Origin of the sequence: Vibrio sp. ArtGut-C1 (assembly GCF_002105475.1) — a bacterium.
GTDB lineage: Bacteria > Pseudomonadota > Gammaproteobacteria > Enterobacterales > Vibrionaceae > Vibrio > Vibrio diabolicus.
Map to the genome: position 1 here is coordinate 321,329 of NZ_NCTH01000001.1, position 12,595 is coordinate 333,923.

The 12,595-nt window shown below is 44.6% G+C and carries 9 protein-coding genes and 1 pseudogene; 8 read left to right on the forward strand and 2 right to left on the reverse strand.

Features of this window, described 5'->3' with window-relative positions; translation table 11 throughout:
- Positions 1-24: 24 nt before the first annotated feature.
- On the reverse strand, positions 25-1,014 hold the full coding sequence (locus tag B7360_RS01440) for a TRAP transporter substrate-binding protein (RefSeq protein WP_085342580.1): 990 nt from the start codon (positions 1,012-1,014) through the stop codon (positions 25-27).
- Positions 1,015-1,349: 335 nt separating this feature from the next.
- Here B7360_RS01440 and otnK point away from each other — a divergent pair, with 335 nt between their 5' ends.
- From otnK to B7360_RS01470, 6 genes are read left to right on the forward strand one after another with little or no spacing between them, the layout of a single operon-like run.
- Positions 1,350-2,600 (forward strand): 3-oxo-tetronate kinase, encoded by a 1,251-nt coding sequence (otnK, locus tag B7360_RS01445; protein WP_085342581.1) that lies wholly within the window; start codon positions 1,350-1,352, stop codon positions 2,598-2,600.
- Positions 2,593-3,231, forward strand: coding sequence for an aldolase (locus B7360_RS01450; RefSeq protein WP_085342582.1), 639 nt, complete (start codon positions 2,593-2,595; stop codon positions 3,229-3,231). The genes otnK and B7360_RS01450 overlap by 8 nt, the downstream gene beginning before the upstream one ends.
- A complete protein-coding gene (gene otnI, locus B7360_RS01455) occupies positions 3,231-4,019 on the forward strand; it encodes a 2-oxo-tetronate isomerase (protein ID WP_085342583.1) in 789 nt (262 codons plus the stop codon). The genes B7360_RS01450 and otnI overlap by 1 nt, the downstream gene beginning before the upstream one ends.
- Before the next feature lie 10 nt (positions 4,020-4,029).
- A complete protein-coding gene (locus B7360_RS01460; protein ID WP_085342584.1) occupies positions 4,030-5,166 on the forward strand; it encodes a hypothetical protein in 1,137 nt (378 codons plus the stop codon).
- A 2-nt stretch (positions 5,167-5,168) separates the two neighbouring features.
- Positions 5,169-5,954 (forward strand): HpcH/HpaI aldolase/citrate lyase family protein, encoded by a 786-nt coding sequence (locus B7360_RS01465; RefSeq protein ID WP_085342585.1) that lies wholly within the window; start codon positions 5,169-5,171, stop codon positions 5,952-5,954.
- Positions 5,954-6,637 carry an alpha/beta fold hydrolase gene (locus tag B7360_RS01470; RefSeq protein WP_085342586.1) on the forward strand — a complete coding sequence of 228 codons (684 nt, stop codon included), beginning with the start codon at positions 5,954-5,956 and terminating at the stop codon, positions 6,635-6,637. The genes B7360_RS01465 and B7360_RS01470 overlap by 1 nt, the downstream gene beginning before the upstream one ends.
- 201 nt (positions 6,638-6,838) lie before the next feature.
- Here the strand turns inward: B7360_RS01470 and B7360_RS01475 are convergent, their stop codons facing one another.
- On the reverse strand, positions 6,839-7,084 hold the full coding sequence (locus B7360_RS01475) for a transposase family protein (RefSeq protein ID WP_085342610.1): 246 nt from the start codon (positions 7,082-7,084) through the stop codon (positions 6,839-6,841).
- A gap of 198 nt (positions 7,085-7,282) precedes the next feature.
- Here B7360_RS01475 and B7360_RS01480 point away from each other — a divergent pair.
- Both B7360_RS01480 and B7360_RS01485 read left to right on the forward strand, forming a co-directional pair.
- A pseudogene (locus B7360_RS01480) lies at positions 7,283-8,278 on the forward strand (IS630 family transposase).
- Between the two features lie 612 nt (positions 8,279-8,890).
- The gene (locus tag B7360_RS01485; RefSeq protein ID WP_085342587.1) at positions 8,891-12,511 is read left to right on the forward strand and encodes an Ig-like domain-containing protein; all 3,621 of its coding nucleotides are present in this window, start codon (positions 8,891-8,893) and stop codon (positions 12,509-12,511) included.
- Positions 12,512-12,595: the final 84 nt, after the last annotated feature.

Genomic DNA, 12,595 nt, shown 5'->3' on the forward strand with positions numbered 1-12,595 from the left:
CTGTCGTGCCCTCTCCATGATTTTCTAACGTAGAGATTCGGTCTTCTGCATAACGAATGTGTACAGTTCATCACCTGTCTTCGCTTTGATTTCTTCCATCACAGCCGAATTGAGAGCTTGTTTCAGTTGCTCACGAGCCTCAGTTGGAACAGAATTAACGTTGACGCCCGCGTCTTTTAGTGTTGCGAGTGTCGCTTGGTTTTGTTCCTCTGCTAGCGTACGTTGATTCGCTATGAATGTTTCGATCGATTGTTCAACCAAGGCTTTGTCTGAATCGGAAAGTTGCTCCCAAAACTCTGTATTCGTAAACAGAACGTGGTTACTGTACATGTGCTCTGTCAAAGATAGATATTTTTGTACTTCATAGAAGCGCTGAGTATAGATAGAATCAATCGCACTTTCTTGGCCTCCAATTAACCCTTGTTGAAGAGAGGTGTAGATCTCACCCCATGCCAAAGGCATTGGAGACAGCCCTGCCGATCTCCATGCTTGTATCTGACTTGGATTTGCCGCTGAGCGAATCTTTAGGTTTTTGAAATCTTCAAGGTTTTTCAATGGCTTTTCATTATTAGTAAAGCTACGAAAGCCAAGCTCTAGATAGCCAAGGCCTTTAAACCCTTTTTCATCCATGCTGCTAAGCAGGGCTTGACCAGCATCACTATCTAGAACGCGGTGAGCATGGGCGCGATCCTCGAACATATAGAAAGTATCAAGCACGTTAAATTGTGGAATGATAGGGGAAAGCAGTACTGATGCTGCCGTTGTCATTTGAAGGTTATTTGCTTGAACCATTTCAGTGGTTTCACGTACCCCACCAAGTTGGCCTGCACCATAAATCTCAACCTGAATATCGCCATTTGAACGGGTTTCAAGATCTTGTTCAAACGCTTCAAACGCAACAAACAGTGGAGAGCCTGGTTGGCTATCGTGTGCAATACGAATCGTAGTTTCCGCCAAGCTAGGTAGGGAAACCATACAGGTTAAAGCAGCTGATAGTGTGGCAATCTTTCTCATGGTAGGGTCCTTTTCAATCTATTTCAGATAGTTTTATTTTATTTATGTCTTATGAGCATGTGCTTACGCCTTTCATAATTTATCAATTGTTAACAATTTACAAGTTTATCATGACAATTATTAACACAAGCTCGCGTTATCTTGATTGTCGTCACAAATATTAACACAGGGAGTATTTGCCTAAAGTGCGATTATCTAATTGTTATTTATCGCTTTTTGCTAAGGGTTTCCGTATTTTTGTTTTAAACTAACAAAATTGCAGGGTGTTAAAAAATGTTATATGCAGTTATTGTAGAGCCTGTACCGAACATAATGCTGATGATATGGAGTAAATAATGCGAATAGGGGTTATTGCTGATGACTTTACTGGGGGCACTGATATTGCCAGTTTCTTAGTAAAGGGCGGGCTAAACACAGTGCAATTAAGTGGCGTACCGCAAAGCCCAATCGAAACCGATGCTGATGCGATTGTAATCAGCTTGAAATCTCGCTCATGTGCCCCTCCGGAGGCAATAGAGCAATCACTTAATGCTTTAGCGTATTTACAGCAGAACGACTGTACACATGTTTACTTTAAATACTGTTCTACGTTTGATAGTACCGAGAAGGGCAATATCGGCCCAGTAACAGATGCATTAATGGCAGCATTAAAAACCAAATTTACGGTTGTTTGTCCATCATTACCTTTGAATGGACGTTGCGTATTCAATGGCAATTTGTATGTCAATGGAGTGTTGCTCAATGAATCTGGTATGCGAGATCATCCAATAACACCAATGCGCGACTCAAACCTTGCACGCTTGATGGATGCCCAAGCAAATGGGACAACAGCACTCGTCAACTACCAAACGGTAGAACAAGGTTGCGATGCCATCTTAAAAGCGTACGCCGTCGCTCAGCAAGAAGGGCATAAATATGCTGTAGTGGACGCATTCAACGAACAGCAATTATCTCTAATTGCACAGTCTTTAGTCGATATGCCTCTTATTACTGGTGGTTCGGGTTTGGCTTATCATATCGCGGCCGTTGCCTCTCAACATAAGAAGCAAGACTCAGAGATGAAAGTACCGAGTAAAGTACCTAGTGTCGTTCTGTCTGGTTCATGTTCACAAATGACCAACCTTCAAGTTGCAGCATACCAAGACAAAGCACCTACCTATGCTATTGAAGCTGAGCGTTGCCTCACTGATGACTGTTATGCCCAACAAGTATCTGAATGGGTAATGGAGCAGCAAGGTCTTGACTATGCTCCGATGGTGTATGCAACCGCCAATGTTGAAAAGCTGAAACAGATCCAGCAGCAATACGGCGCAGAAAAAGCCAGCGCCGCTGTTGAAGCTTTCTTTGCCAAACTAACAGAAATACTCTCTGATCGTGGTATTCGAAACTTTATTGTTGCGGGCGGCGAAACCTCTGGAGTGGTTACTCAACACCTCAACTTAGCGGCGCTCAATATTGGTAAAGAGATTGCCCCAGGCGTACCTTGGGTATTTTCACTCGATGGTCACTTTGCCTTAGCACTTAAGTCAGGTAACTTCGGTAGTGAGCAGTTCTTTTCTCAAGCTCAGGAGATGTTTCATGTTTAAATCTGAGGCAGAGCTAAGAAAAGAATTTGTGAACTTGTGTCAGTCTTTGTTTGATCGTGGCTACGCGACAGGTGGGGCTGGTAATATCTCACTGCGGTTGCCTAATGGCAATATCCTAACCACTCCAACAGGTTCATCTCTAGGCCGACTCAATATGGATCGCCTCTCTGTTGTGAGTATGGACGGTGAACATTTAAGTGGTGATAAGCCTTCAAAAGAAGCAGAGTTTCACCTGGCGATTTATCGCGAGAAGCCTGACTGCGGTGCTATTGTTCACCTTCACTGTACGGCATTAACAGCAGTTTCCTGTTTGAAAGACTTGGATTACACCAATGCACTTAAGGCTTGCACACCCTACTACATCATGCGTATCGGTCAATTACCTGTTGTGCCTTATTACAAGCCGGGGGATCCCCGTATTGCACAAGACTTGGCTCGTCTAGCCGCCAATAACAGAGCCTTTTTGCTTGCTAATCATGGTCCTGTTGTCTGTGGTACGGATCTCTATGATGCGGTCGATAACGCTGAAGAGCTTGAAGAAACTGCCAAGTTGGCGCTGATGCTCAAAGGGCATGACGTGCGTTACTTAAATGAACAAGAGCAACAAGAGCTCCGCGAGATGAAAAAATAATGGCCACATTTTCTGCAAATTTGTCAATGCTGTTCCAAGAGTTCCCCTTTGAGCAGCGCTTTGAGCAAGCGAGCGCATCAGGCTTTGACTATGTTGAGTGCTTATTCCCCTACTCACTGCCGATAGAAACGCTGCAACAAATACTTGAAAAGCACCAACTTGAGTTTTCACTGTTTAATGCTCCCGCTGGCGAATGGGAACAAGGCGAGCGAGGCTTTGCTGCCATTGCCGAATATCAAGAGCGTTTTCAACAAAGTATTGCCAAGGCTCTTGATTACGCGGTTGGCCTAGAAGGCCGTAAAGTGCATGTGATGGCAGGCAGTCTTCCTGAGGGAAGCGAGTTATCGTTCAGTGATGAAATCTTTATCGATAACATTCGCTATGCTGCCGATCTGTTTGCCGAGCACCAGATTGATGTTTTGATTGAGCCGCTAAACCGCCGTGACAACCCGCACTACTATCTGTGCGATTTTCATAAAGCGGTCGCGTTAATTGAGCAAATCAATCGGAACAACGTGAAATTACAGTTCGATATCTATCACGCTCAAATCGTGCATGGGGATGTAACCAAACTCTATGAGAGATACATGAATTATGTCGGCCACATTCAAACGGCCTCAGTCCCTCATCGCAATGAACCCAATAGTGGTGAGCTAAATGATAACTATCTATTCAGCTTAATCGATAAGAACGGCTATCAAGGTCAGATTGGCTGTGAATATCGACCAGCAAGCACAACCCAAGCCGGATTGGCATGGCTCAATCATTACAATAATACCCAGAAATAAGGAAATCCCTATGAACGTAACTCAACGTGAAGCACAAGAACGCCTAATCAAAAGTGAAGAATATGTATCTTGTACCGAAGCCTTTCTTGATTGCCGTCTACCAGGTTCCATTCCAAAAGGTAACTACTCACTCATTGGTCCGGGCGTAACGCAAAGTGAAAACCAAGTTATTAACCTAAAAGAGAAACATGGCTTTAATATTGGCGCGGCATCGATGCCAAATGGTGTAACGAATAACCTGCACATCCACTTTAGTGCTGAGGTATTCATGTGTACTTATGGTGAGTACACCTTCCGTTGGGGAGCAAAGGGTGAGTACGAGTACACGGCAAAAGAAGGCGATATTCTTTCAGTACCAACGTGGCTATTCCGTGGCTTTACCAATACTGGGCCTGATGGCAGCTGGTTGTTCACATGCCTTGGCGAAGATGACACGGGTGGTGTTATTTGGCACCCAGGCATCATGCAAGCTGCGAATGAATCTGGTATGTACTTAACGAAGAAAAATGTTCTAATCGATCTTGAAGCAGGCGGTACACTTCCAGAAGACAAATCAGAATTAATGTCCGCTTTCCCAGAAGAAGAATTTGCGAACCTACGTCAAGTGGATCTAGAAGGAATGTCACAGCGCATCAGTAGCCGCGAAAACCGCCAATTCTACTCAAATGCGTTAATCGATTCTGTACTACCGGGTCATGGTTGTTCAATTGCACCTGTGATTGGCTTTGGTATTACCCAAGATCGTAATTCTCAACCCAATATTACTAATCCACACAACTTCACGATGGAAGTGGTAAAAGTGCCTGCTGGCAATAAAGTAGGTCCATTCAAGATTGATGAGAAAATGGTCATCATCCAGACTCACGGCCAGATAGAGCTTGGTTTAAATGAACAGCAAGATGTGACAATCGCCATTGAAGCTAACGATACGTACTCTGTACCAGCGAACGCTTGGCGCACGCTTAATAACAACTCTGAACAAGAAGCTGAATTCATTATGATCACAGCAGGCGATGCGAGAAAACGTCCTCAGTTTAGCGATAAAATCCTAGCGGACGCATACGAGCTAGGTTACACGCTGGATGCGAGTGGCTACATTGTTAAGCGTAGCCTCATTGTTGAAGAAAGCACACTACTGGCAGACTAATCATGAGAAAAAATAGACTACTAGAAAAATTTGCCGCAAAACAGATAATGGTTAATAGCTGGATTTCGATCCCAAGTAGCTATGGTGCTGAAGTTATTGCTCACACCGGTGTCGATAGCGTCACTGTGGACATGCAGCATGGCATGATTGGATTTAGTGATTTGGTTCATATTTTTCAAGCAGTGTCAGGCTCACCAGCGGTACCGCTGGTGAGGCTACCATCCAGCGAACCAAGTATGGTAATGAAGGTATTGGATGCAGGCGCTTACGGCATCATTTGTCCGAGTGTCGATACTCCTGAGATCTGCTGTGAGCTCATCTCAGCTTGTCGCTACCCTCCTCTAGGTACTCGATCATTTGGTCCAACCCGTGGTCTCACCTATGGTGGCAAGGACTACACTGAGCATGCTGACAATGAAATCATGGTTCTTGCGATGATTGAATCTCAGCAGGCGTTGGATAACCTTGAAGCGATCCTCGATACTCCAGGGCTAACCGGAATCTATATCGGCCCGAATGATCTGGCGTATAGCCTTGGCGAAAAGCCAGGTACAACCAGTGACAAAGTGGAAGACGCTATTGCACATGTATTGCGCCAAGCGAAACAACGTGGCTTGTTTACCGGCATTTTTTGCTCTGGTCTGGAAAATGCTCTACAGCGTAAAGAGCAAGGCTTTGATTTAGTGACTCCGGGCAATGATGCTGGCGCATTAAGAAATGCCTATCAGCAGTTTGTCGGCAAAATCGGCAACATTGAGAGAGAGACTGTCTCTGCGGGTGGTTATTAATGGCATTACCCATTGTACTGCTACCAGGCACACTATGTGATGAGCAAGTATGGGATAAAGTGATCGCTGAGTTGAGCCCCACTCAACCGGTGATCACCAAACCCCTCGGCGCGCATTGCAACTGGGATGACGAACTAGCAAACTTAGTCGCAGATTTGCCAGAAGAGTTTATTCTGGTCGGCTTTTCACTTGGTGGGATCGCGGCACTGGCATTACTCAATCAATATCCTGAACGAGTAAAACGCCTAATATTAGTAGCATCGACAGCATTAGCGGATCCTGAAGAGTCACAAGCGCGTCGCCGAGAATTACTATCCTTGGCCGAGCAAAAGAGTGATTTTAAGGCATTAGCTTTGATGCAAATATCACCTTGTGATCAGCAAAACCTTGGAGAGCGTGGCGTAGACTTCGCTGTAGAAATGGCTGAGCGCTTTAGTGTTGAGCAATATGCTTGTCAGACTGAACTAGCTTGTTCACGTCAAGACACAAGATCCACACTCGCAAAATCGACATTACCTGTTGATCTTATTTACGGCAGTGAAGATCAGGCTTGTGGTGAGGATAAGCAGCGGTTGATCGAACAATCTTGTGACCAAGCTAAATTGCATCGCGTTGAAGGCGCAGGACATTGGTTGCCACTAAGTCATCCTGAAAAGGTAGCGGCCATCATAAGTGCATCATAATTATTCTTTAAAGATATTAGGCCATGATGTGTAGGTAAGACTGCATATCATGGCTTTTGTCTGCGGCTAACCTATCATTAATGAAATTGATTGGTGTTGCTTACACTCGTAACGCGGAATTGTCCAGAACCTTCACAGCCAGTACTTTATAAATTTGCAATACTTCATTTTTTTGTTGGTGATGCAACTTGCACTACTTAACTAATCGTTTAGTAGAAGCCATAGAGAGTTCTCATGTAGGCTTAATTTAATTGCATTGGTTCTACTGATAATCCGTGCAAGCGTGTCATCAACTGGGATACCATGCTCAAAGTCTCTATATTGCTGTAACCAATCAAGCTTATTGTTTCCAAAGTCAACTATGTCACTCCATCCTTCAGCTACAGATACTACGACTGCTACGGTCAGAAACAGTATATCAAGAAAGTCATACTTAAGATTAATGATTTTCCTGGGTCTTCAATCCGGCTAAAGTGGTCTTACAAAACTCATTTCGATATCTTATTTTATGTGGTATCGATCTGTGCTTCACTTCTGCTTAAAGTACGATTTTTCCTTGTGAACACAGGTATATAACACACTCGATATACCCGTGTTCATTGAAGATGCTTGATTTTCTTTAGAATCAGGAACATGCTACGAACCATGAAAATTACACTGACTCCTCAACAGAAAAGGCAACTCGAACAAATGCACGATATTGAACGTGATAGTCGAGTTTGCGACCGTATTAAGGCTGTTTTGCTGGCTTCTGAAGGCTGGAGTCAGACCATGATTTCACAAGTTCTTCGGATTCATGAATCCACCGTTGCACGTCACCTTAGCGACTACGTTCTTTCTGAAAAACTTAAGCCTGAAAATGGCGGAAGTCAAAGCAAGCTTTCTGTAACTCAAACCATGCACCTAATCGAGCATTTGACTGAGAAAACTTATTCTCACACGCATCAAATTGTCTCCTACGTTAAAGAGACATTTGGACTTGATTACACGGTCTCTGGTATGAACAAATAGCTTCACCACAATGGTTTTAGCTACAAGCAGCCGAAAGGCGTTCCACACAAGTTTGATGAAACAAAACAGATAGCATTCATAGAGGCTTATGAAGCTCTAAAGGCAAGCTGTGGTAAGGATGAATCAATAGTCTTTATCGACGCAGCTCATCCAACACTATCAACAAAAATATCTCATGGATGGATACGAACTGGTCAGGATAAAGTGATTGAAACAACGGGTAATAGTAGCCGATTGAACGTTATTTGCGCAATGAACCTGTCAGATATCGGGTCTACTATTGTTCGCTTTTTCTGTAAGTTAAGAGAGAGTTATCCGTTAGCTCATAAGCTTCATATCATCTTAGATGGTGCGGGATATCACCGCAGTTAATTAGTCAGAGATGCGGCGTTTGTCCTGAATATTGCACTGCATTATCTTACTCCTTACAGCCCAAACCTCAACCCAATAGAGCGGCTATGGAAGGTAATGAATGAGAAGTCGAGGAACAACGTTTACTTCAAAAGAAAGCGGGACTTCAAGGCGGCAATAAAACAATTTTTTGCAGTGACTCTTCCAGAGATTGCAGGCTCTTTGATATCTCGAATTAATGATAATTTTCAGATTCTCAAGCCTGCATCTTTAAGTTGAACGGGTATATTCTATTTTGGGCTGACTTGGATTTAAACCGATCCAATGCATCTCATTATCAGTGAATATTCAATCTGAAACAGTGCTCCAACCCAGATGTTGGCGTTTTGTTGCAAATTTACACTTATCGTTGTTACTAAAATTTAGCTAAGTGTTTTAAATGTATTTATTCTGTAAATTATTGATTTTATGATACATAAAGGCGTGAAAAATCCAAATTCCACTATTTGTAGAAACGGATAAATTGATTTATTTTATCTCGCGCAAACTTTCAGAATTGAAATAGAGTACCAGATTTATGTTTGCTTATCGATTTCGTGCTAAATGTTGTCAAATTGACGTAAAGCGATGCTTTATTCTGTGATTACAAAAAACCACGGATTTACCCATGGGTGAATGCCAATTCCAAAATTACAGCGTAAGCTATTTGTAATTTTGATCAACGCTTTAGCGTTGCCACGGTAAGTACCCCGAACATGCCGAGGGGATCTTCTTAAGGCACTTTTACACTTGTAAGTTTAGTTATATTTAGTTACATCTTTCCGCTGCGGCGAGAAAAAAGTTCCTCTATGATCCTATTCCTTTTATTGTTGTTTGTATAAGTCCTTAATTATGAGAAAGAATACGCTAACGATCATGCCAAGTGTTTTAGCACTGGCTATCGGTATGGGATTGCCTGCTGCACAAGCAGGAGTGATCACAGACGCAACCATCGTCGGCTCTGAAAGCCAATGGTGGAACACGTACAAAGTAACCCTGACAAACGATGGTTCTCAATCAATAGAGTTGCGTGATGCCAAGGTTTTGTTTGATTCAAATCTAACCATGTCCGCGCCTTCTTGGGCTGCTACAGGCGTTAGCTACCCAAGCATAGCATTTACGAGTAATGCAAAAGGGAGCCTATTCGAAAACACTCTTACCCTTTCTTTTGATAATGGTAGTTGGGTTAAGTCACAACTTCCAACTGGTGAAAGTATCGAGCTAACACTGGGTGTGAGTGGCGTATTGGATCTTGCTCTACTACAAAAAACTATCCGTTTGATTGCTGATAATGGTGACGTGGGTGAGCCAGAGATCTCGATTCAGTTAACGTCACCAGTAAGCGGTGCGGAGTTTGAAGAAGGCCAAGCGGTTGCCATGCTAGCAAACGTAACGGCGACTAATACCAGCGTTAAAGCCGTGACTTTCTTTGTCGACAACAATCAAGTAGCTCGTGTAACACAAGCCCCATTCCAAGCGAGTTGGACTTCTGTTGGCGCAGGCGCTCACACGATCAAAGCCGTAGTGGAAGACACCTCAGGTCTTACACAGCAACAAGCGGTCAGCATTTCAGTAAAAGAGAAGCCAGTTGAGCCACCTGTGGAGCCAGAAGTGCATGAGCTGACGTTCGTCGCGCCTACACAAGGTCAAACATTGATGGTGGGTCAGGCAACGACGATCAAAGCACGCGTTGATGGTGAATTGATCTCTAAACTAGAGTTCTGGGCGAATGACCGCAAGCTAGGTCAACGTAACATCGCTGCAGGTCAAACGACGTATTCTCAATCTTGGACGCCAAATGAAGTGGGCAATGCGACACTTAAAGTGGTGGTTCTCGATCAGAACAACCAAATGGTTGAACAACGCAGTATCGCTGTTGCTATTGAAGCAGCCCCAAGCTTTGTTAAGCCAGAAGTGAGCTTCTCTTCGCCTTCAAACGGTTCGAAGTTTGAAAAAGGTGAAGCGGTATCGATATCTGTTCGTGCAACGGATGCTGATGACGATTTGTCTCGCGTTATCGTGAAAGCAAACAACAAGCAAATCTGTGATTTCAACGCAGCAACCACAAACCAGTTCTCTTGTAACTGGACGGCGTCAGAAGTTGGTGCAGTTAAGCTAGAAGCGATTGCGACGGATGCTGAGAACCTAACGGCGACAACACGTGTAAACATCACAGTTGAAAAAGTAGAAACACCGACACCTCCGCCAACAGGTGGACTGTGTGCTGACTTTAATGTGTACCCAGACTGGACTCGTGGTGATCACGCGACAGGCGGTGACATTATGGTTCATAAGAACATTGCTTACTCAGCTGTGTACTGGACGCAATCTGTTCCTGGCAGCGATAGCTCATGGTCATTGCATCTAAACTGTGATGGTACTGAGCCGGGTACAGCGCCAGCGCTATCATTGCGTAACCCAATGGATCCAGTGCGTCTAGAAGTGGCAGGTTGGCCAAATACATTCGTAGTGGCGAGTCCATCCACTCAAGCGCCAAGCACGCTAACTATTGCAGCAAGCAGCAGTGATGCGCTCACAGACCTAGAGCAACTGACTCGTTCGTTTGTGTCAGCTATCGAACAAGCAGAGAACGCGGGTACAGCATCTATTGTGATTCGATCTGATGTTCTGGATCTCGCTACGCAAGACAAAGGTGCATCGTTTGGTGCCGTTGCGGTTAAACAAGCACTGACGAATGCCATTGATATCACGGGTAGCGGTATTGATATCGATGCGATCAACGCACTGAGCGATGACGTGAAAGGCTGGTCACATGCTTACAACTTGATCTTCACAACCCTTGCGCCACAAGCGACATTTGGTTGGTCACTAAGCATTGGTGAGTTTGCTTACGATACCCACTCTGGTCGTCAGTCTGTATGGGATGAAGCGTCCGTTTTCACGGCAGATCTACTTGATAGTTTCGAGCTTTACAAAGCAGATGCTTCGAACAAAGCTGACTTTGTGGCGTTTACTAAATCGAATGCAACAACTGCACTAACCAGCGAGCAGTGGCACCACGCACTTGAGTACGTAAAACAGGTAACAGATTACGTTGATGCGCCTGCGATGCTAGCGAACATGCCGGCAGAGCAAACTGCAAACTACTTCATGGGCAACACGCAAACCGATCAGCAAATCCGTAAAGCGGCGTACAGCAACGTATTTGCATTGATGTTTGATCAAGACTCTCAAGCCCTAACCAGCAAAATTGAGCTTTACCAAACGGCGAAAGTGCCACTGTACTACGTAGGTGAAGAGTTAGAGAAAGGTTCATTGACTCGCATTGAAGCGCTAAACCAAGAGTTAGCAAATGCTGAAAGCGTGATGGATAACGAAGCCTTCCTATACGAAACACCACAATCTCAGTGGGTTCCGTCAACGGTTTACAAGTGGAACGACTTCCTAGATGGCTTGAACGCAATGCACAACATTGGTGTCGCGGGCAACAAGTTCTGGCTAATGAACGATGAAGTTGATGACGCAACCAACATCAAATACGCGAAAGTCGCGATTGCTGCGTTCCTTGCGCAAAGTATGCAAGAGACTATCCGCTACAACGCGTGTGATGAAAACAACTGGTCTGAAGTGAAATACGGCGCGCCTGCGGATTACCCAATGACAGCAAGCTGTGGTCAATTGGGTCAGAAATACGCAGATTACGGCGTAAACTCAGTTTCTGGTTTGGACCACGCGTACTCTTGTCCTCGTGATGACAAAATGGAAGTTAGTGCTCTGACTCATGCGAAATGGTATGGCGCCCCAGCCCCAGTCTTTGCAGCACCTGATGCAGTACTTGAAGAGCGTGGTCTATTGGTGAACGGTGCAGCAGGTCGTTGGACAAACAACGGTCACTGTAACGATGTTCCAGAAAGCGTAGATACGTCTAAGCAAGTATGGGAACGCGACGAATGTAAGACTTACGTTGGTCAGAAAGCAGGTAAGTTCATTTGGGACGGCAGCAGCCAAGAAAGCGTTGAAGGCTGTGGCTGGTGGGGTCGTGGTGTTATCCAAACCACAGGTCGTCAGAACTTCGGTACGCTTAACCACTACCTAGGTCGTTCGCACGTTGATCCATCAACCATTGGTAAGACAATTGATGGCGTAACGGTAGAAGCGCCACCGGCGAACCCACTTTATGCTGAACTAGACTTCTGTTCTAACCCAGGTCTGATTTGTAGCTCGGAAGAGAACAAAGAGATCAAGTGGATCGCAGGTCTGTTCTACTGGGTAACGTCAGTTCAGGCATACAACGATGAAGGCGGTCAGTACGCTGATTGGAACTACCACAACGAACTGAAGAAGTACGTGGACAGTGGTCTGCAAGGTTCTCAATTTATCGATGACGTTTCAGGCATCGTTAACCGTGGCTGTCCGGATCTAACGTGTTCGACAGGTGATGTTCACAACGTGAAAGAGCGCCGCGAGAACTTCAAACTGGTACTACAAAAGCTAGGTCTTGATCCTCGCTAATTAAGACAAAGCAACATAGATAAAGCAAAGCCATCACTAAAAAGTGGTGGCTTTTTTGTTTTTCGCATTAGGTTCAGGTGTTTA